Annotated in this window: 21 protein-coding genes; 10 read left to right on the forward strand and 11 right to left on the reverse strand. The window is 71.2% G+C overall.

Annotated features, from left to right (window positions below):
• Nucleotides 1-110: 110 nt before the first annotated feature.
• Complete coding sequence (locus BS83_RS28065) at nucleotides 111-1,031, reverse strand: hypothetical protein (RefSeq protein ID WP_037606240.1); 921 nt, start codon at nucleotides 1,029-1,031, stop codon at nucleotides 111-113.
• On the reverse strand, nucleotides 1,031-1,345 hold the full coding sequence (locus BS83_RS28070; RefSeq protein WP_037606241.1) for a PadR family transcriptional regulator: 315 nt from the start codon (nucleotides 1,343-1,345) through the stop codon (nucleotides 1,031-1,033). The genes BS83_RS28065 and BS83_RS28070 overlap by 1 nt, the downstream gene beginning before the upstream one ends.
• Before the next feature lie 74 nt (nucleotides 1,346-1,419).
• Between BS83_RS28070 and BS83_RS28075 the strand changes: the two genes are divergently transcribed.
• Both BS83_RS28075 and BS83_RS42255 read left to right on the forward strand, forming a co-directional pair.
• Nucleotides 1,420-1,623, forward strand: coding sequence for a hypothetical protein (locus tag BS83_RS28075; protein WP_037606242.1), 204 nt, complete (start codon nucleotides 1,420-1,422; stop codon nucleotides 1,621-1,623).
• A gap of 97 nt (nucleotides 1,624-1,720) precedes the next feature.
• Complete coding sequence (locus BS83_RS42255; RefSeq protein WP_157597346.1) at nucleotides 1,721-2,134, forward strand: hypothetical protein; 414 nt, start codon at nucleotides 1,721-1,723, stop codon at nucleotides 2,132-2,134.
• A gap of 142 nt (nucleotides 2,135-2,276) precedes the next feature.
• On the opposite strand, the gene BS83_RS48400 is transcribed toward BS83_RS42255, so the two are convergent.
• The 3 genes from BS83_RS48400 to BS83_RS28090 form a co-directional block, all read right to left on the reverse strand.
• Complete coding sequence (locus BS83_RS48400) at nucleotides 2,277-2,405, reverse strand: hypothetical protein (protein ID WP_269664871.1); 129 nt, start codon at nucleotides 2,403-2,405, stop codon at nucleotides 2,277-2,279.
• Between the two features lie 530 nt (nucleotides 2,406-2,935).
• The gene (locus BS83_RS48405) at nucleotides 2,936-5,143 is read right to left on the reverse strand and encodes a tetratricopeptide repeat protein (protein ID WP_051944161.1); all 2,208 of its coding nucleotides are present in this window, start codon (nucleotides 5,141-5,143) and stop codon (nucleotides 2,936-2,938) included.
• Nucleotides 5,144-5,205: 62 nt separating this feature from the next.
• Nucleotides 5,206-6,432: a hypothetical protein gene (locus BS83_RS28090; RefSeq protein ID WP_063774242.1), complete on the reverse strand. Its 1,227-nt coding sequence runs from the start codon at nucleotides 6,430-6,432 to the stop codon at nucleotides 5,206-5,208.
• A gap of 759 nt (nucleotides 6,433-7,191) precedes the next feature.
• Between BS83_RS28090 and BS83_RS45780 the strand changes: the two genes are divergently transcribed.
• The 3 genes from BS83_RS45780 (at nucleotide 7,192) to BS83_RS28105 (ending at nucleotide 8,770) form a co-directional block, all read left to right on the forward strand.
• On the forward strand, nucleotides 7,192-7,677 hold the full coding sequence (locus tag BS83_RS45780) for a hypothetical protein (protein ID WP_037606243.1): 486 nt from the start codon (nucleotides 7,192-7,194) through the stop codon (nucleotides 7,675-7,677).
• Nucleotides 7,678-7,810: 133 nt separating this feature from the next.
• Entirely contained in the window at nucleotides 7,811-8,269 is a 459-nt protein-coding gene (locus BS83_RS28100; RefSeq protein WP_037606244.1) for a hypothetical protein, read from the forward strand.
• A 234-nt stretch (nucleotides 8,270-8,503) separates the two neighbouring features.
• Entirely contained in the window at nucleotides 8,504-8,770 is a 267-nt protein-coding gene (locus BS83_RS28105; protein ID WP_037606245.1) for a hypothetical protein, read from the forward strand.
• A gap of 304 nt (nucleotides 8,771-9,074) precedes the next feature.
• On the opposite strand, the gene BS83_RS28110 is transcribed toward BS83_RS28105, so the two are convergent.
• A complete protein-coding gene (locus BS83_RS28110; protein WP_051944164.1) occupies nucleotides 9,075-9,722 on the reverse strand; it encodes a hypothetical protein in 648 nt (215 codons plus the stop codon).
• Between the two features lie 437 nt (nucleotides 9,723-10,159).
• Nucleotides 10,160-10,315 carry a DUF6131 family protein gene (locus BS83_RS46695; protein ID WP_198035315.1) on the reverse strand — a complete coding sequence of 52 codons (156 nt, stop codon included), beginning with the start codon at nucleotides 10,313-10,315 and terminating at the stop codon, nucleotides 10,160-10,162.
• Nucleotides 10,316-10,421: 106 nt separating this feature from the next.
• On the opposite strand from BS83_RS46695, the gene BS83_RS28115 reads away from it, so the two are divergent.
• Nucleotides 10,422-10,817 (forward strand): hemerythrin domain-containing protein, encoded by a 396-nt coding sequence (locus BS83_RS28115; protein ID WP_232248510.1) that lies wholly within the window; start codon nucleotides 10,422-10,424, stop codon nucleotides 10,815-10,817.
• 81 nt (nucleotides 10,818-10,898) lie between these two features.
• Here the strand turns inward: BS83_RS28115 and BS83_RS28120 are convergent, their stop codons facing one another.
• Nucleotides 10,899-11,660, reverse strand: coding sequence for a DUF1206 domain-containing protein (locus BS83_RS28120; protein ID WP_037606247.1), 762 nt, complete (start codon nucleotides 11,658-11,660; stop codon nucleotides 10,899-10,901).
• Between the two features lie 214 nt (nucleotides 11,661-11,874).
• Between BS83_RS28120 and BS83_RS28125 the strand changes: the two genes are divergently transcribed.
• The 3 genes from BS83_RS28125 to BS83_RS28135 all read left to right on the forward strand — a co-directional run bounded on the left by BS83_RS28125 (nucleotide 11,875) and on the right by BS83_RS28135 (nucleotide 14,693).
• On the forward strand, nucleotides 11,875-13,338 hold the full coding sequence (locus BS83_RS28125) for a diacylglycerol/lipid kinase family protein (RefSeq protein ID WP_037606249.1): 1,464 nt from the start codon (nucleotides 11,875-11,877) through the stop codon (nucleotides 13,336-13,338).
• A gap of 167 nt (nucleotides 13,339-13,505) precedes the next feature.
• A complete protein-coding gene (locus BS83_RS28130) occupies nucleotides 13,506-13,826 on the forward strand; it encodes an SRPBCC family protein (protein WP_037606250.1) in 321 nt (106 codons plus the stop codon).
• A 417-nt stretch (nucleotides 13,827-14,243) separates the two neighbouring features.
• On the forward strand, nucleotides 14,244-14,693 hold the full coding sequence (locus tag BS83_RS28135) for a hypothetical protein (protein ID WP_037610014.1): 450 nt from the start codon (nucleotides 14,244-14,246) through the stop codon (nucleotides 14,691-14,693).
• Between the two features lie 108 nt (nucleotides 14,694-14,801).
• On the opposite strand, the gene BS83_RS28140 is transcribed toward BS83_RS28135, so the two are convergent.
• A complete protein-coding gene (locus BS83_RS28140) occupies nucleotides 14,802-15,170 on the reverse strand; it encodes a hypothetical protein (RefSeq protein WP_037606251.1) in 369 nt (122 codons plus the stop codon).
• A 180-nt stretch (nucleotides 15,171-15,350) separates the two neighbouring features.
• Here BS83_RS28140 and BS83_RS28145 point away from each other — a divergent pair, with 180 nt between their 5' ends.
• Nucleotides 15,351-16,610: a PP2C family protein-serine/threonine phosphatase gene (locus BS83_RS28145; protein WP_037606252.1), complete on the forward strand. Its 1,260-nt coding sequence runs from the start codon at nucleotides 15,351-15,353 to the stop codon at nucleotides 16,608-16,610.
• Between the two features lie 8 nt (nucleotides 16,611-16,618).
• Here the strand turns inward: BS83_RS28145 and BS83_RS28150 are convergent, their stop codons facing one another.
• Together BS83_RS28150 and BS83_RS28155 are read right to left on the reverse strand one after the other, a co-directional pair.
• Nucleotides 16,619-17,506 carry a SigB/SigF/SigG family RNA polymerase sigma factor gene (locus BS83_RS28150; protein WP_051944166.1) on the reverse strand — a complete coding sequence of 296 codons (888 nt, stop codon included), beginning with the start codon at nucleotides 17,504-17,506 and terminating at the stop codon, nucleotides 16,619-16,621.
• Between the two features lie 85 nt (nucleotides 17,507-17,591).
• Entirely contained in the window at nucleotides 17,592-18,575 is a 984-nt protein-coding gene (locus tag BS83_RS28155) for a YihY/virulence factor BrkB family protein (protein ID WP_051944168.1), read from the reverse strand.
• Between the last annotated feature and the right edge of the window lie 5 nt (nucleotides 18,576-18,580).

Consider the following 18,580-nt stretch of genomic DNA (forward strand, 5'->3'; position numbering starts at 1 on the left):
CAACGCAGGCTAAGCAACGGCGAGTCCGGCCAACACCAACGCATTCTGACGGTTGGCCGAACTCCGGGCGCGAGAGGGCGACCGGCTGTGATCGGGTGCGGCCGGGTGGTTCACGCCTCCCCGACCGGGTCGTCGACGGGTGCGGGTGCTCGGCGCACCAGCTGCCCGGTGAGGGCGGCGGCGGCCCAGCCGACCAGGGCGATGCTCAGCGTCGTGACCGCGAGGTGGACGATGTTGTTGCCGAGGCGATCGCTGACGGTGCCGCGCACGGTGAAGCCGCCGTCCTGATCGGGTGGGCCGCCACCGCCGAGGACGGCGACCGCGACGGTGGCGTAGAGCAGTTGGAGCAGTCCGGCGCTGAAGGCGGCCAGGCGTGCGACCCGGCGCCCCGCGGCCGGATCACGGCGCCACAGGGTGCCTGCGGCGCCGATGGCTCCGGGGACCGCGAGTAGGGCGACCCCTCGATGCCAGCCGGTCGGGACGTAGGTGACCTGCTCGGCAGCGCCGAACCCGGCCAGTGCGAGTCCGACCGTGGCCGCGAACAGGCCGCCGACCAGGCCGGGCAGGGCGATCCCTGGTCGTCGCAGCAGCACGGTGGCACCGACCAGGCACCCGATGCAGATCAGCAGGACGACGACGAGGGCGATCCAGCCGCCCACGCCGAACCAGCCGCCGGCACCGAGCCGGTAGTGGACGGTGAGCCCTGCGTAGAGGGCGAAGGTGGTCGCGGTGATCCCGGCCATCGCCCACAGACCCACGGCGGCCCGGCCCCAGGGCGGCATGAGCAGCGCCGCGCCGACGCAGCCGGCGGCGAAGCGGATCCGTCGCCACCGCCCGGTGAGGTGGGCGAGTTCGCCGAGCATGGCCTGCCCCCACTCGGCCCGCTGCGGTGACAGCAGGTCGGCCGCCCAGCGCAGCAGCCTCAGCGGCACGTCCTCGCCCGGGCCGTCCGGGAGTCGACGCGGGTCGCGACGGTACACCGCGATCGCCACGGCGACCGGCGCCAACAGGAACACGATGAAGAGCGGCATCACGCCTCACTCGGACGAGGACGGGGGTGGGCGGCGCCACGTTCGGAACGGGCCGCGGTCAGGGCGGCCACGAAGTCGCGACCGGCGCCGGTCAGGCGGTAGAGGTGCCGGGGCGGCCGACTGCCGACACCCGGCTCCCAGGACGTCTCGAGCAGGCCGCGGTCGGCCAGCCGGACCAGGATCGGATACAGCGAACCCGATTTGAGGTTCACTTCGCTGCTGAGGTCGTAGCCGTATCGCCACCGGGACGGATCGGCGGCCAGCGCCCGCAGGACGGTGACGGTCTGCGGTGAAGGAGGCCGGTTACGCTGCACGAGCGTTAACTCTACTCATGTAGCCGTTGCCGTCCAGAGGTACGCCGCCGGGACACGACGCCGTCTGGGCGCCGGTGGAGCATGACGGTCAACTGGGAGACGGCCTGCTGGTCGCGGGGCGCAGGCCACCCGGCCACCGGGCCCAGAACCGCCCGGACGGGCTCTCACCCGCGGGCTGGCGCATGCAGGTCGTGCTCAACGACGAGATGCCGCTGCAGGACTACGGCTGCCTCATGCGCGAGGACTACGACCCCTTCGCCGTCCCGCCCGGCGGCTGACGGGCGGACAGGATGGGCGCGCCCTTGACGATCATCGGTTCACCCGCTTGAATCTGCCTGACTGTACGCATTCAAACCACTCCAGGGGGAACCGTTGGTGCATCGCATCGGGCGCACAGCAGCAGCTGTCGCCACTGCCGCAGCCATGGCCGTAGGCGGCGTCATACTCACCACCGGGACGGCGCACGCGGACGCATCCACCGCGACGTGGGACTACCTCACGAACACAGGTCACGGAGTCGGCGTCTACAGCAAGCCGTGGACCGGCAACGGGTCGACGCAGACTCCCAAACCCCTGTTCTGGCGCGCCGGCAACCCCGACGCCGTCCAGATCGACTGCTGGACCGCAGGTGGGGACGTCGGCAGCTACGGCGACGTGTGGTACCGCACCTGGGCCGTCTACTACGCCACCACCAACAGTGAACCGACCTACAACGTCGCCTGGACCTTCGCGCCGTTCGTGGACAGTGCGGGCCTGTTCCACAACGGGGTACTCCCGCAGTGCCCTTAGCAGCCGCGGCTCCAGGAACCGGCCGGTAGCACGACGCGCGTCCCGGGTCCCTGCCGAACCCGGGACGCACCGTCGCACGCAGCCACCGGACCATCCGCGCGAAGCTGCGCCACCATGGCCGTGACCGAGCTTGCGGTCGCGATCATCCTTGTCCTACTCCGCCGAACGGCACGAAGAGGATGATCGCGAGGGCGGCCAGAAGGGCCAGCAGGAGGGGTGCGAAGCAGACCAGGAGCAGGACGGGTCGCCGGAGAACGTAGGGGCGTCGCATGCACCCAGCATCCCAGCCTGGTCCGGCCGCCGAGGCGAAACACAGGTCCTGGTGCCCGCCATGGGAGGGAACGGCCGTCCCACCTGGTGGAGTTCGGGCGGATGTCGCTCGACGTGCCGGGCTCGAAGGCCCGGTCGTAGCAGCCGGCGCAGCGGACGCAGCTCGTAGGCATCGAAGGGGACACCGGCCAAGAACAGGGCGCGCTCCAACCTTCAGCCCCGGAGATCAGCACATGTGCTGCTGACGCTGTGCCGGCAGGATGGTCCCGGCACCCGTAAGGGGCGGCCGGGGCCGTCTGCGTCTCTGGCCCGGCCTCGGTCGATGCGGGCGACCCGCGGACCATTCCATCCCCGGTCGTTCACTGCGCGGTGTGGGTGTCGTCGGTGGCGGCGTCGCCGGTGAGGGTGTCGTCGGTGAGGGTGTGCGGCTGACGGCGCGATACATGCTGCCCTGGGGGTGGTAGCGCCCGAGTCCCGTGCTCTCCGGCGAGGTGCCGAATCGCTGGCGAGGACGGGACTCGGCCCCGCAGGTCAAGCCCAGGACAGGTCCGGGGCGAGCTCGCGCAGCCGGGGCAGGTGGGAGGGGTCGGCCTCGGCGCAGGTTCGGAGGTCGTCCGCCGCGTCCTCGGCCCGGCCCAGGGCGATCAGGCTCCTGGCGCGCTGTACCCGGGCGTCGAGGTCGTCCGTCTCGGCCACGACGGAGTCGAGGAGCTTGACGGCCAGGTCGTGCCGGGCGTCCTCCTGGTAGGCCACCGCCAGGTTGAAACGAAATCCGGGCTCGTCGGACAACGCGCAGGCCTGTTCCAGGTCCGCGATGGCCGAGGCCAGGTCGCCGGCCTGGTGTGCAAGCCCGCCGCGCAGGGCCCAGGCCTCCGCGTAGTCGGCGGCCGCGGCCAGCGTCGCCGAGTACGCCGCGGCGGCCTCCTCCGCTTCGCCTTCGAGCTCGTGCAGTTGACCCTTGAGGCAGAGCAACTCCGGGCTGTGGACAGCGACCGTGAGCCCGGCCTCGACGCCGGCGCGGGCGAGCCCGACGGCCTCGGGGTCGTCCTGTGCCAGCTCGACCAGCACGGCGCTGCGGTTGATGTGGGCGTCCGTCATGAACGGGTTCAGGTCCAGGACGTACGCGTAGTCGGCCAGAGCGCCTGCGAGGTCACCGGAGTCGCGGCGCGCCTCGGCCCGGTTGTAGTAGACCTCAGGGAAGGGCGGGGAGAGCTCGATGGCCTTGTCGTAGTCGGCCAGCGCCTCGTCCAGCCGCCCCTGCCGGTGCAGCAGCATGCCCCGGTCGAGGTAGTACTCGGCGTAGTTGGGGTCGCAGGCGATCACCGCGCTGAAGTCGGCGAAGGCCTCGTCCGTGCGCCCGAGCGCGTTGAGCAGCTGGGCCCTGTTGTGCCGGAGCACCGACCGGTGCAGGGCCTGCTCGTCGGGGTCCAGGACGGCGTCGAGGTCGGCCAGGCAGGTGTCCACCAGTGCCAGCGCGTCCTCGCGGTTCCCTCGGTGCATCTCGATGAGGGCCAGGCCGTTGCGGTAGAAGGCGGTGCGCATCGCCCGGTCCTTCGGCTCCGGCAGCTGGCCGGCGAAGGCGATCCCCTGGTTGATCCAGCGGCGGGCCTGCGCGTGGTCCCGGTTCTCCTCGGCGAGGTGACGGGTGTAGATCATCGCGGTCGCGTACGCGGCCTGCATGTGCACCGACGGCGAGGTGCTGAGCTCGCGGGCCTCGTCGTACAGCTCCAGTGCCTCCTCGGCGAGGCCGAGGGCGGCCAGCGAGGTCGTCATCTTGGTGCTGAAGGCCCACCAGTGGTCGGGGTTGCTGTCGTACGTCACCAGGCGGCGTCCGCGGGCGCCGTAGTCCAGGACCGCGTGGTAGAAGCCGAGGTCCATGCACAGGTCGAGCGCGTGGCGCAGGACGTCCGCACCGGCTCCGGCCGGGTCGCTCCCGTTCTCGGCGTGCCAGGCGACCGCGCCCAGGCGCAGCGAGGGCTCGCCGGCGGCCTCCAGCGCCTGGCGGCGCAGGTCGTGGCGGGCCTGCCGGTCCGCGGGCGGCAGTCGCAGGTAGGCCGCGTACTGCGCCGGGTCGTCGCTCGTGCCGTCGCCCTCGATGTACCGGGCGGCGAGCGCGGGTCCGCCCGGCTCGCCGGATGCGTCGGACGCCGGTGCGTCGACCTGCGCGCAGTACGCGGCGACAGCGGCGCCGAGAGTTTCCGCCGGGGCGTCAGCCGGGTCCTGGAGGGGCCCGTCCGCCGTGGTGACCACCACCATGAGGCGCTCGGGGTTGATCCGGCGCAAGAGTACGGCCAGGAACTCGGCGTCGGTGGGGTCGGCGTGGTGGACGTCGTGGACGACCAGCGCGCGGGGCTGGTCACCCAGCGCCCGCAGGTACACGTTGAGGAAGTCGACGAGGCCGTTGGCCATGCGGAGCGTCCGCACCTTGGAGTAGAAGCGGGTGCGCTCCCTGGGCACCGCCAACGACGTCAGCGTCTCCCTGGTCGCGGGGACGAGGGCGCGGAGCTCGGGCGTGGTGGAGAGGATCTCGATGGTGTGCCGGGCGACCGCCTCCGGGCAGCGCTCCAGCGCGTCCGGGACGATGCTGCGCAGTAGGGTGCCCACGGCGGTGTACGGCCCGCGCAGCCTGCGGTGCGCGCTGACCGCAGCCAGCAGCGGGGGCAGCTCCAGCCCTTCCAGGGCCGCGGCTCGGTCCGCCGGTGCGGACGTGATGATCCGGAGATGGCGCGGAGCGGTCATGACGGGGCTGCCTTTCTGGTACGGGCGGGTTGTGCGGCGTCCGGGTTCGGGGCGTGGCGTGGCTAGGCCCGCTGCTGCGCGCCGAGCCGTCGGGCGCGGCGGTCCCGGTGGGCCATGACGGCGACCGCGAGCAGTTGGGCGACGAGCAGGCTGACCAGGGTCGCCGAGTCGAGGATTCCCGACACGGGTCCGCCACCCCGCAGACGCCCGTAGAGGCCGTCCAGCATCTGGTAGGCCGACGGCAGCAGGACGGTGGCGAACGAGGCGAGGGTGAGGGCGTAGCCCACGGGCAGCAGCCAGGCGTACCAGCGCGCCACGCGGAGGTCGGCCGGTCCGAACGCGGACAGGTCCACCCTGGTCCTTCCGGTCCAGCGGCGTACCGCGTCGCGCAGCACGGCCGCGGCCGCGGCGTGCAGGTCGTTGCATCCCAGCACGGTGGTGAGCAGGACGTACACGTCGGTGCGCAGGTAGAAGAAGAGCTGCCAGAGGAGTCGCAGCCCGACGGCGAAGGCAAGCGCCAGGCAGACCCGGCCGACCAGCGGCTGCGGGCCGTCAGGCTCGCGAACGGCGGCGGCCACGAGGGTGAGCCCGGCCATGGCGAGAACGTCGGCGACCATGCCGGCGAGGATCGGCAGGTAGCGCTGCCGACGGGGCACGGCGATCAGACCCGGCAGGGAGGTCTCGAAGACCACGTAGACCAGGCGTCGGCCTACGGAGAACCTGGAGTTCAGGCCCAGGCGCCGTCCGGCCAGTGCGTGGAATCCCTCGTGCAGGGCGAGGAAGGGCATCTGGCCGAGGAAGATCGTGAGGCTGATCGCGGTGTACGAGGAAGTGAAGAAGAGAACGCTGCGGTGGGGGGCCAGTTCGGGGTGACGTGCCATTTCCACGACCGCGAGCACGACAAGGAGCGCGTAGCACGCCCAGGCGGGCCGGCTGAAAAGCGCCTTCCCCAGCCGCTGCCAGCGCACCGGCGCCGGTTCCGGCGGGAGCGCGGTCGTGCCGTCGTGGACGAAGCCCAAGTCCTCCAGCACGGAGAGCAGGTCGGGCATGTCGACGCTCTCGCCGTGCGCCTCCTCGTGGCGCGCGGCGGCCTCCCTGGGGGTGATGCCGTCCGCCAGCATGCGCACCAGTTCGGCGCCCTCGGCGGGGAACACCGCGTAGGACTCCCCGTCCGGGCTGCCGATCGTGACCTCGTCGCCCTCCTCCAGGTAGACCAGCGGCTTGAGCAGCAGCGGCTGGTCCAGGTCGTGGCCGGGACCGGCGACGGCGCCGTCGATGGGGACGGACACGTGAACTCCTCCGGGAGGCAGGCTTCGCGGACCTGGTGAGCCCGGCCGGGATGATCCGACCGGGCCCACCAGCACTTCACTAGAAGGGCCTCCAACCGCACAGCGGGTCGGAGTACAGCGGCGTGGCGGTGCTGGTCAGGCGCACCAGACCGGCCTTGCGGACGACGATCTTCTTCATGGCGGACACCCCCCTTCGCTCTGAATTCGCGGTGCTTGCCCGATCGGTGCGGTGAGCTTCCGGTCACCTGTCCGACCACGTCGTGTCGACAGGTTGCGCAGGGGTGCCAGTCACTGGCGTCCCCGTCTGACCGATGGCTCGCCGGTGCGGCCGGGGTTCGTGGTGCGGTACCGGAATCTACGCTGGGGTTGCCGAGGGCTTCATCAGTGTGATTACGCAAGCGGTTACGTAGGTGTGCGGCTCGCGGTCTTCGCCGGCGCGGGGGTGCTGCAGCCAGTGGCCGGTTGGCTGTCGGCCTCCTCGACGCCATCGACAGCCCCTTCACTGTGCGCGGCGACTTGGCTGTCATTCCCGATGGCGACGTCCAGGCTGCGCGGGGTGCCGGGCGCCGACGTCTCCGGCGACCGCGTCTACCTCCGCGACCGGCTCGCGAGGGTCACCTGCTTTCCATCACCGACGGCGTCTCCTGTCGTCCATCCTCCCCCGCCAGGGTCCATCGGGACCGGACCTTCAAACGTGCGCCTTGTCACCATTCGATCACTCTCCGGTGATCATGCGCGCGAGCCTGCCACGCTCCCCGCATGCGTCGAACCCTCATCCTCGCGGCCGGAGCCTTATTCCTGGCCGGCTGCGCATCAAGCAGCGCCCCGGCGACCCCTGCCGCCACGACACCAGACGCCGCTACACCCAGCGCGTCTCTCGACCCCGCTACCGCGCTCCACGCCTGGGCCGACGACGGCGGCAGTGCCGCCCTGTCCACCATCGGCTCCGACCTCACCGACGTCAGCAACGCCCTCGGCCAGAGTGACCTCACGGGAGCTCAGGCCCCGTGCGCGAAGCTCACTGCGGACGTGGAGACCGACCAGGCCGGCACGCCGGTGCCCGACAAGGCGGCGGCTGCCGAGTGGAGCCTGATGCTGAGCCACCTACAGGCCGCTGCCGCTGACTGCACCACTGCCGCGGCAACCGGCGACTCCACCAAGCTCGACGAGGCAAGCGCGGAACTCTCCATCGGCGGCAACCACCTGACCGCGTTCACGAACCGCTTCAAGCAAGTCACCGGCTGAGCCGGGTCGGCCTACGCCGCCCCAGCGGGTCGGGCGGGGAGTGGCGCTGCGCATCGCCGCCTCTCGCCAGGCAGTGGGTTACAAGTCAGCAACTATGAACACATTTTCTCCACAAGCACGGGACGGTATCCGGATGAACCGCACCCTCACCGCATTAGCCACCGCTGGCCTGCTCGCCTTCGGGCTCGCCGCCTGCCAGCCCACCACCCCCGGCAGCGACGGCACCGGCAGCAACCCCAACGTCGGCATCACCACGAAGAGCGTCGTCACCAGCGGCGCCGGTGCCGCCGCACCCACGACCGCGGCAGCCTCTCCAGCCGGCCCGCTCCTCAAGGTGTCCGGAAACGGCATCAAGAACACGAAGCAGTTCACGACCGGCGACAACTGGACGATCAACTACACGTACGACTGCTCGAAGATCTTCGGAGGGAACGGCAACTTCCAGGTCTACGTCGACTACCCCAACGGGGACATCCCGGTCAACGAGCTCGGCGCGAAGGGCGCCAGCTCCTCGACGGCGACCGGGGCCGGCACGCACACCCTGAAGGTTGCATCCGAGTGCCCGTGGACGGTCACCGTCACCAACGGGTGACCGAACGGTCCGGGCGGCGGCTCATTCACCAGGCATGAGCGCCTGCAACTGTCTGCCGCCCGACCGTGATCCCTGCGCCCGGTCCGCCGACTGGGGCTTCGAGCCCCCGCACCACCAGCGATCACCGGCCGACCTGCAGCGCTTGTGACGGGCGCAGAGGCCAGCACCCATCGGAGCTCGACTGCCCGGCGTGGGAACTGCACCCGGCGCGCTGATGCTGCGTACGGTGAGGTCATGCCGCCTACGCTCGTCAGAGACGTCCAGCCCTTCCTCGAGGAGACCGACACCGATCCGCGCCACCACATGTGGATCCTGACCATCACGGAGCCAGTGCCGGCCGGCTGGTGGATCAGCGTGGGCAGTGAGCACCAAGCCGAGGTGGCGCAGGTCGACGCCTGCGACCGCGCGGACCCGTACTACGTGTGCAGGTTGGCGACGCGTATCACGCAACCGCACGCGGCCGGCGAGGTGGTCACGGTCATCGGTGAGCTCCCTGACTGACAAGGCCCCGGTCCGGCGAACCAGGCGGGGTCCAAGAGCCGATGGTGCGTCCTACCACGGTGACTTCGGAACGTGCAGAATTGCACGAGGCTTCGCGGGTGGGAGCGCTAGATCCGTCTTGGATTCACCGTGGATCCCGGTCGGGCCTGCCGATGCGCCGTTTCGTTCTTGCGGGAGCCGCCCGCTTGCCCGCGTCCAGCAGGTCGGGGTCGGGTTCTACGGCGATCACGATGTCCGCTTCCCCGTCCCGCAAGTGCGGGGCGCCTGCGGGGCGAATGCCGCGCAGGCCGCCCTGCACGCGCAGTCAGCCGTCCGAAGGCCGGCCGCCCTCGCCCTGTCCTCCCTCCAGCGGCACCTCCGGCGCGGCGAACGCCCAGGGCCCCTGTGAGGCCCCACGCTCGGCCGCGGCGTCAAAGCACCGGGGGCTGTGCTCAGAGTTGCGCCTGACACCGGGGTCCTGAGGGAGCGGGTCGTGCTGCTGGCCGGCGACGTCCTGGTCCAGTGCTTCGCGCGCCCCTCCGCGGCGCCGGACGAGCAGCACGGCGAGCGCCGCTCGGAGCACCGAGACGGTCAGCACCGCGCCGAGCAGTGCCTTACCGAAGAAGCCGGCCACCACCAGTGGCACCAGGACCAGTGCGAAAGCGGCCAGGAACAGACCGACGGCCGGGCTGGTGAGAACGGTAGGGCCGGCGATGTCCACGGCGCCCAGGGCGAGCCACGACGCGGCGAACAGCCCCAGGATCGCCGCGATCCCGGTGTCGCGGGCGAGGAACGCCACCGCCGCCGCCAGCAACTGAGGCGGGGACACGAACGCGGCAAGGAGGATTCCCGCCGTCCGCACCTGCTCGCCGCTCACCAGGCCGAGCTCGCAGGAAACGAAGCCCGCCCGGGCAGCCCAGGCACCGTGGAGGTCGGCGAGGTCGGCGGAATCCGTCTGCAGAGGGATGACCACATCCGGTGCTTCACCCGGCGCCGTTGTCGTCGGGTGAAGCACCGGACGGGCCCGAGTCCGCTGTCGGGCCACAGAGGACGGCCACCGGGGGCGTTGCGGCCCGTCCTGCTTTCACCGTGCGCCGGGGGGTGCACGCCGAGGAGGAGGCGCGCCGAGCGCATCAAGGTGAAGCGGGCGCCCCGCGCACGGGGTGCGGGACGGTCAAGGCCTCCGCCTGTCGCGGGAATGACGGAGCGCGGCAGAGCGGGGACAGAAACGGACCCTGCACAGTGCCCCGGTACAGACCGTTCCCCTTCCACCCTGCGCTCACTGATCGCGCCGGGCAACCTGGGCGTTTGCGGGCTCGGCTCAGCTGGTACCCGGCTCCAGGCGAGCGGGGGCTGACGTTACGCCGCAGGCCTTTCGTCCGCTGGACGTAGCACGGCCCGGGTGGGCGGCTACCAGTAGTGCCTTCGTCCGGCGACCTCGCGCCCTACCGCGCCGAGGACCCAGAGGATCAGGCCGATGACGGCCAGGATGATTCCGATGGTCCACAGGATCGTGATGCCGGTGACGAAGCCGATGACGAGCAGAATGACTCCGAGGATGATCACGGTGGCCTCCCTTGGTTAGACGACCTCCGGCTCGCTGCTTTCCCGGATCGCGGCGGGCAAACCCGCACCCGGACCGCGTCGTCGGGGGCCCGGGTGCGCTGATGGTTTGCCGCTGACCGCACCGGGCACCCGCGCCTGGTCGCCCAACCAGATCGAGAACGAGGTCATGTATCCGCGGGTGCGGGAGCTCGTGCCGGATCTGGAGCAGGACATCCTCGAGTCGTTCGAGGAGCATCACGTCGCGGACGTGCTGTGCATGGAACTCTCCGCGATGGACCCCGACGACGGGCAATTCACCGCCAAGGCCACCGTGCTGATCGAGAACGTCGACCACCACATCGACGAGGAGGAGGGCGACTGGTTCCCCAAGGTCCGCGAGGCACTGGGCCGCAAGGAGCTTCAGGAGATCGGCGAGCAACTGCTGGAAGCCAGGAAAACCGCGCCGCGCAAGCCCGAACAGCCCAGCGCCGTGCGCAAGGCCGCGGATGCCGTTCTCGGCTGAGCCGTCCGTGGAATCACCGGTGCGGGGCGGGTGCATCGGGCGGCTCGCGGCCTGCCGCGCGCGGGCGGACTCCGCGCGCTGCTAGAACCTGCGCCAGCGGGCCGACGCGAACGAGAATCCACCGAAGAGCACGAGCCCAGCCGCCACCAGGACCAGCAGCCAGGGGCCCGCCGGGGTGCTCGCGAAGCTGCGCAGGACGGCGTCCATGCCCTTGGCCTGGTGCGGGTCGAAGGTGACCGCCGCAGTCAGGACGAAAACGCCTGCACCGAGGAAGACCGCCCCACGCGCCACATTGCCGCCAAGGCCCAGGGCGGTCACGACCTGGCGGGTGCGGCGGCCCATGGCCCCCGTCTGCAGTTTCCTGAGGAAGCGCCGCTGGAAGGCCCGCACGGCGATCCCGATGCCCGCGGCCGCCAGCGCCAGCCCGGCGAGGCCCACCAGGAACCGGCCTCCCGGCATCCTGAGGGCTGACGCCGTCCAGTCCTGCGAGCTGGCGTCGCTGTTCGAGCCGCCTCCGCTGCCCGCGGCGTACACCGCGGTGCCCCAGCAGACCGAGGCGTAGAAGCACGCGCGCGCCGCGTTGAGCAGTCGGCTTCCGGTCTTCCTGCGGCCGTTCTCACCCAGGACCGCCAGCGAGGCTCGCCACAGCGTCATGCCGGCGAATCCAACGGCAAGGGCCCAGAGCATGGCCGGCCCGTAGGGCTGCGCGGCGATCTGCCGCAGTGCGCCTTGCCGGTCCGCCTGGCCGGCGCTCCTGCCGAAGGCGATCGCGAGCGCGAGCACACCCACGAGGATGTAGACGACTCCGCGGGCGACGAACCCGGCCCGGCCCCCGGTCCGCATGACGTCCCGTCGGGACGGCTGGGGGAAGGACGACGCTCTGCTGTGCCCGCGTCTGGTCCTGCGACGGCTTCCGGGATACGAGGCTGCCACGAGTACCTCCGCATCTGACGGACACGCAGTTCGTGTCCCTGAGTGGGCTCCTGCCCCCATCGACCTGGCCTACCCGCCGACGTCGACCGCGTGCTCCCCACGGTGCGGGGGTAGGCGAACCCGCATGGGACCACTGCAGAACCTGGACCTCGGCCGCCGCACCCGCGCCCAGGCAGTGACGCGCCCGAACGTGCCGGGCCGCGCCTGGCCCGGGTCGGGTCGCGCCGCCCGGCACGGGCTACTGTGGGTCGGGGCCGCCGGAGCGATGGGGCTGTCCCGGAACCGGGGCGCCCGCAGAGCAGCCCTGCGCGGCCTGGGCTCCTCGGCCCTGGCGTCCGGCGCCGCCCGCATCCTCGGGCGACAGGTCGTCAGACATCAGAGCCCGCAGACCCACTGGCCTCCGGACGGAACGGTGCCCCGGGCCACCGTCAGCATGCCCGTGTTCTCGGGTCATGGGGCCTCCGCCGCCGCCTTCGCGACCGCGGTCACGCTCGAGGCGCCCTGGCTGGGCGCGGCCGTGATCCTGCTGACCGCGGCGAACGCCGTGGCCCGCGTCCGAACCGGCTCCCAGTTACCAGGGGACGCGGTGCTCGGAGCGGCCCTCGGCGCGGGTACGGCAGCCGCCACACTTCGCTGGTGGCCGCTTCGCGACGACGGACCCGCGGATGCGGGACGCCCCCGCGTTCCGGTGCCCGCCCTGGACGGAGGACACCGATTGGTGATCGTGGTCAACCTGTCCTCAGGAAGCGCGGACACCGCCCAGGAAGAGCTTCGAACGGCCCTGCCCGAAGCGGAACTGATGGTCCGTGAACCCGGTCAGGACCTCCAGGCCTTACTGGCGCGCGCCGTGTCCAGAGCGCGTGAGCTGAACGGCGCACTGGGGGTGGCCGGCGGCGACGGCACCGTCAACGCGGCGGCGAAGGCGGCGGCCGAGCACGGCCTGCCGCTTGCTGTCTTCCCGGCCGGCACGCTCAACCACTTCGCCGCGGACATCGGGTTGTTCACCATTGCGGACACCGCTGCCGCGGTACGGAACGGACACGGCGGCTCTGTTGACCTGGGCCGGGTCGCGAGAACAGGCGGGAAGAACGAGAACACCGGGTACTTCCTCAACACCTTCAGCATCGGGATCTACCCCGAGCTCGTCCGGACCCGCGAATCCCTGGAGCGCGGGCTCGGCAAATGGCCGGCCCTCGCCCTCGGCCTGGTCCGGGTGCTGGCCGAGGCGGACCCGGTCGAAGTGGAGCTGGACGGCCGACGCCGCAGGCTCTGGCTGCTGTTCGCCGGCAACGGCCGCTACGACCCACCCGGCTTCGCCCCCTCCTTCCGGCGCAGCCTCGACGACGGCAGCTTGGACGTCCGACTGGTCGACGGCAGCCATCCTTTCGCAAGGACCCGCCTGCTGGCCGCCTTCCTGACCGGGACCCTCGCCCGTTCCCGGGTCTACCAGGAGACGTCCGTCCGCAGCCTGCGCATCGACGGCTTGCGGGACACGGACTCCTACGCCTGCGACGGCGAAGTGGACCGGGCGGCCGAGAGCCTGCTCCTGGACAAGGCCCCGCATGCACTGACCGTCTACACGCCGTGAGCGTTCGCCGTCCGCCACTGGCGTCAGGTCGGCTCGCCATCGCGTCACCCACCCGCCCGGGGCACGACGCACGGGCCGAGGATTCCGGCGGAGGTGCATGCCATCCGCTCGGGCGGGCAGGCGCGTCCGGTACCCGAAACGCCGGCAGCAGCAAGCGAGGATCCGCGATGAGCAAGGTCCAGGAGTCGATCGACGTGGACGTGCCGATCGGGACCGCGTACAACCAGTGGACGCAGTTCGAGGACTTCCCGAAGTTCATGGACGGCGTCGAGGAGATCACGCAGATCGGCATGGTGTCCTTCCACCCGATCGACGCGACCCACACCCGCGTCATGCTGGCCATGGACTTCCAGCCCGAAGGCATCACGGAGAAGGCCGCCGACATGACGGGCATGCTGGACCGGCAGGTGAAGGGCGATCTCAAACGGTTCAAGCACTTCATCGAGGAACGCGGCATCGAGACGGGCGGATACCGCGGCCGCCTGTGACACCGCTCCGGCCCAGTGACACGCCCGCCCCGTGCCCCCGCACGGGGCGGGCGCGTCACTGCCGCCTCCGACGAAGCACTGGACCTACACCATGATCAAAAGGCTCGCACCGCAGATCCGCACCGCGCTGTGACGCCGCCCCCCACGTCACGGTGCGCGGCTGGGGCCACCGGTCGGTGTCCACGTACGCGGACGTCCCAAGGTGGGACAAGAGAATCATTCACCTTTCGATGCGCCCCAGACCCGAGGAGTGCACGCCGGGCGGCGGGATACACGCCGGTCCTGGACGTGCTGACGTGGGTGGGCGATACGGCGGACCGCACGGTGGTACTGCGCTCGCCGCCGCGCTCCGCATCGCACAGCCAGAACTCCGAGCCGACCGAACGCCGGCCGCACCTCATCAAAGCTGGAGTGATCATGAGTGATCGTCAGGGCCGGTCAGAAAGTCCGGCACCTCGGCACCGACGCCCGCAGCATGTCAGCGACGAGGAAGTGAGCGCCCTCGGCAAGCTCTCCGAGGCCCTGGAGACCACGATCCGGGCCCGCGGGCATCTCTACTCCTTCCACCAGCTCACCGGCCACGCCGACCTGCTTCTGGACGAAGCAGTCACGGCCTTGCGCGCATGCGGTCACGCGCCGTTGGCCTCACTGGTCGAGCAGGAGGCCATCGGCCGGAACGTGATCGAGGGACGGTGGACCTTTCAGATCGTGGAGGAGTACGACGAGGCCTACTACGCCCCGTTCGTCGAGGTGGAGCGGGCCGTCCGGCAGCAGCTCGCCCAGGGACGCCCCCACCTGTTCGAGGCGGAGATGAAAGAGCGCCGACGGACCCGTTCGCATCCCGGCCACACGGCCAGGCCTTCCTGAGCTTCGGGAATCGCTGCTGTATCGGTGTGTCGTATCGGTGTGTCAGAGCCTGGGGCGCAGGGGTGCGAAGGTGGGCTGCACGCCCTGCCGGGGCGATGACGGACGTGCTCAGCCGAGTCGCAGGCGCAGTTCCACCTCGTGTTCACCGGGGACGGTCCCGCGGTCCTTGACCTCGAAGGTCGAGGCGAGGAGCCCGCGGACGTGGCGTACTCCGTCGGCCGGACCGATCAGGTCCACGTCGACCTGGCCTGACAGGGCCGCGGGCCGCAACGCGGAGGGCCAGTCCCCCGGGCGGTCCTTGATCAGGAACGACCGGACGTGCCCCGGCGCGGCCGCGGGTCCGGGGGCCGGGACGTCGGCGGGGAAGCACTCCCGCAGCACGTCGGCGACCGCGTCGGCGTCGTGCGGCAGGCAGGGGTCGAGCTGTACGTGGATTTCGCGGTCGACGCCCAGCTCGGTGGAATCAGTCATGGGCATGGCGGCCTCCTGGTGTTCGGCGAGCGCGCGTGCGCGTGCCCCGTGGCCACAGCGGGCGGATACCCGCGGTGCGGGACGTCAAACGATCCGAGGTGCGCCGGTCCGGCGTCGCCGGAAGACTGGGAGGCGAGACCGTCGACCTCACCTGTCGTGGGTAAGGGTGGGTACCGGGATGACGCGATGACGCAGTGGGACGGCCCGAGCCGGCGCATGCTGGAGGCCCTGCTGTCGGCCAGCCATCTGATGCCGCTGGAGGCCCTGCCGGACGTTCTGGCGCAGTGCGCCACGCCCGCCGGCTTCCCGACCGTCCGCGTCTACCTGGCCGATCTGGAGCTGCGGCACCTGCGGCTGCTCACCGGCAAGGGGCCCGACGCCGGTCAGGACCCCGGCGGGGAGCCGGCGGAGTTGCGGATCGACGGCACCCTCGCCGGACGCGCCTACCAGACCGGGGAGGTGCTCGCGGCGGCCAGGGAGGCCGAGGACGGCGAGCAGCGCTGGTGGGTGCCGATGCTCAACGGGACCGAGCGCCTGGGCGTGCTCCAGGTCAACACGTCCAGGGACGACGAAGCCCTGCGCGAGGACGCCGAGGCCCTGGCCGCGCTGACCGCCCTGGTGGTCGCGAGCAAGCGCGACCGGAGCGATTCCTACGCCAGGCTCACCCGCACCGAGCCCATGGCGGTCGCCGCGGAGATGCAGTGGCAGTTGATGCCGCCCCGCACCTACGCCGACGGGCGGGTGGTGATCGCGGCGGCGCTGGAGCCCGCGTACGAGGTGAGCGGCGACGCGTACGACTACGCCACCGCGGGCACGCACGTGCACCTGTCGATCTTCGACGCGATGGGCCACGACACGGCCGCGGGCCTGACCGCGAACCTGGCCATGGCCACCTGCCGCGCCTCCCGGCGCCGGGGCGTCGACCTGGCCGGGACGAGCGAGCGGATCGAGGCGGACCTGATCGAGCAGTTCCACCGCGCACGCTACGCCACCGGCATCCTCGCCGACCTGGACACCGCCACCGGAAGGCTCTCCTTCGTCAACCGCGGCCACCACCTGCCCCTGATCATCCGGGCGGGCCGCTGGACGGCCTCGCTGCGCTGCGATCCCGCGCATCCGATGGGCACCGGCCTCGGCCTTCCCGTCACGGTCTGCCACGAGCAGCTGGAACCGGGCGACCGCGTGGTCATGTACACCGACGGGATCACCGAGGCGCGACGCGCGGGCGGCCCCGAGTTCGGGCTGGCCCGCTTCGTGGAACTGCTCATCCGCTACCACGCCGACGGCCTGCCCGTGCCCGAGACCCTGCGCCGCATCGTGCACGCGGTGCTGGACCACCACCGGGGCGAGCTCCAGGACGACGCCACCATCCTGTTCTGCGAGTGGCTCGGCACGGACCCTCGCCCCGGGGCCGATGCCTCGGATCTGACCGGTCTGCCCACGTAGGGTCACAGTCACCCGTCCTGGAGCCGGCCCCTGAGGTCGGCGAGGATGCGGGTGAGGTGGCGGGAGACGTGCATCTGGGAGCAGCCGATCCGCTGCCCGATCTCCGCCTGGGTGAGCTCGTCGACGAAGCGGAGCTTCAGGATGACGCGGTCGCTCTCCGGCAGGGTCGGCAGGATCTGCTCGAGCGCGCTGAGGTCGGCGACCAGTTCCAGATCCTTGTCGGGGGCGCCGAGGCGGCGCTGCAGCGGGCTGTCGTCGTCGTCCTCGCTGTCGGCGATCGGGGAGAGCGTGCCGGCGGTGTAGGCGTCGGCGGCCATCCTGCCCTCGATGATCTCGCCCTCGGTCAGTCCGAGACGTTCGGCCAGCTCGGCGGTGGTGGGTTCGCGGCCCAGTTCCTGTTCGAGCGCGTCACCGGTCTTGGCCAGCTCCAGGCGGAGTTCCTGCAGGCGGCGGGGGACGTGCACGGACCAGCTGGTGTCACGGAAGAACCGTTTCATCTCCCCCGTGATGGTCGGGAGCGCGTAGGTGACGAACTCCACCCCGCGGCCGGGGTCGAACCCGTTGACCGCCTTGATCAGCCCGACCACGCCGACCTGGAGCAGGTCCTCCAGCGACTCCTGGCGGTGCCCGAAGCGCAGCGCGGCGCTCCGCACGAGGCTCATGTTGAGCTCGACCAAGGTGTTGCGGACGTAGGAGTAGACGGCGCTGCCCTCCTCCACCTCGGCGAGGCGGGCGAGCAGGACGTCGGTCAGGGCGCGCAGTTCGAGGACGTCCAGGGTGACCGGGTCGCAGGCGATCATGGGGAGATCGGCCTCCGACCCGCCGGAGACGGGTGTGGCGGGATGCTCGGGTTGGCACTGCGTCGGGTGCAAGGCTCCGACAGGCACGGTGTCCATCCCTTCTAGAATCAGGATTTTCCGGACAAACACCGTCGGCGTCTACCCCACACCCCCGGGAACATGCACACCACCCCGAAACGGCTCATTTCCGCTGGTCGTCGCCGTCGGGCCGGTCGGCGGGGAAACCGCTGACGACCTGCTGCTCAGGACGGCGTTCCTCCTGTTCCGCGATGTCGTCCAGCACCTCCTGGTCGGCGGGGGTGAGCGGCGGCGGGAACAGCGTGCGCGGCCACAGCCGGCGGTTCGCGACCACGTTGATCTCAGCCGCGTAGACGGTCAGCTGGGCTCCCAGGTAGATCCACCAGAGCAGACCCAGCACCGTGCCGAACAGTCCGTAGACCGCCGTGCTGTGGCGCAGCTGGTGGGCCACCAACACCCCGCCGAAGGCCTGCAGCACCGTCCAGACCGGACCGGCGACCGCGCATCCGGGCACCAGGCAGCGCCAGGCGATCTGCTTCGGCGTCAGGATCCGGAAGCAGCCCAGGTACAGGGCGGTGTTGACGAGGGCGGAGGCGATCAGGCCCGCCACGGTGACCACCGGGCCCGCACCGGCCGAGGCCAGGACGCCGGTGGCGGCGGTCGCGGCCAGCAGTCCGATCCCGAGCACGGCGACCAGGGCGACCGAGCGCCCCAGCCGCGGGAAGAAGCCGGGGCGCTCGGTGCCGGGGATGTTCCAGACCTGCGCCATGGCGAACTGCAGGGACTGTGCGACCCCGAGCGAGCCGTAGAGCAGGCCCAGCGCGCCGACGACGACCGCCAGGGCACTGCCCTGCATGGAGTGGATGTTGCCCCTGAGCTGGTCCCCGATCACGGGGAAGTCCGCCAGCGCCGAGTTCAGCACCCGCTCGCGCAGCTGCGGATCGCCGTGCAGCGCGAATCCGAGCACCGTCGTGAGCAGCAGGAGCAGCGGGAACAGCGCGGCGAACCCGTAGTAGGTGATCAGCGCCGCGAGCTGGCCGCCCCGGTCGTCGCCGAACTTCTTGACCACGCCCACCCCGAACGCCGACGCCCGGTGGCGCTGCTGCCAGGTGTCCAGCTGCCGCAGTGTCCGTTCGGCCCGGTTCATCGCCC

The organism is Streptacidiphilus rugosus AM-16 (assembly GCF_000744655.1).
Lineage (GTDB): Bacteria > Actinomycetota > Actinomycetes > Streptomycetales > Streptomycetaceae > Streptacidiphilus > Streptacidiphilus rugosus.

Excerpts from the sequence above, each read along its gene's own strand:
- BS83_RS28065 (WP_037606240.1), bottom strand. The coding sequence starts at position 1,031 with ATGCCGCTCTTCATCGTGTTCCTGTTGGCGCCGGTCGCCGTGGCGATC.
- BS83_RS48400 (WP_269664871.1), bottom strand. The coding sequence starts at position 2,405 with ATGCGACGCCCCTACGTTCTCCGGCGACCCGTCCTGCTCCTGGTCTGC.
- BS83_RS48405 (WP_051944161.1), bottom strand. The coding sequence starts at position 5,143 with ATGACCGCTCCGCGCCATCTCCGGATCATCACGTCCGCACCGGCGGAC.
- BS83_RS45780 (WP_037606243.1), top strand. The coding sequence starts at position 7,192 with ATGCGTCGAACCCTCATCCTCGCGGCCGGAGCCTTATTCCTGGCCGGC.
- BS83_RS28100 (WP_037606244.1), top strand. The coding sequence starts at position 7,811 with ATGAACCGCACCCTCACCGCATTAGCCACCGCTGGCCTGCTCGCCTTC.
- BS83_RS28105 (WP_037606245.1), top strand. The coding sequence starts at position 8,504 with ATGCCGCCTACGCTCGTCAGAGACGTCCAGCCCTTCCTCGAGGAGACC.
- BS83_RS28120 (WP_037606247.1), bottom strand. The coding sequence starts at position 11,660 with ATGCGGACCGGGGGCCGGGCCGGGTTCGTCGCCCGCGGAGTCGTCTAC.
- BS83_RS28125 (WP_037606249.1), top strand. The coding sequence starts at position 11,875 with ATGGGACCACTGCAGAACCTGGACCTCGGCCGCCGCACCCGCGCCCAG.
- BS83_RS28130 (WP_037606250.1), top strand. The coding sequence starts at position 13,506 with ATGAGCAAGGTCCAGGAGTCGATCGACGTGGACGTGCCGATCGGGACC.
- BS83_RS28135 (WP_037610014.1), top strand. The coding sequence starts at position 14,244 with ATGAGTGATCGTCAGGGCCGGTCAGAAAGTCCGGCACCTCGGCACCGA.
- BS83_RS28140 (WP_037606251.1), bottom strand. The coding sequence starts at position 15,170 with ATGCCCATGACTGATTCCACCGAGCTGGGCGTCGACCGCGAAATCCAC.
- BS83_RS28145 (WP_037606252.1), top strand. The coding sequence starts at position 15,351 with ATGACGCAGTGGGACGGCCCGAGCCGGCGCATGCTGGAGGCCCTGCTG.
- BS83_RS28150 (WP_051944166.1), bottom strand. The coding sequence starts at position 17,506 with ATGGACACCGTGCCTGTCGGAGCCTTGCACCCGACGCAGTGCCAACCC.
- BS83_RS28155 (WP_051944168.1), bottom strand. The coding sequence starts at position 18,575 with ATGAACCGGGCCGAACGGACACTGCGGCAGCTGGACACCTGGCAGCAG.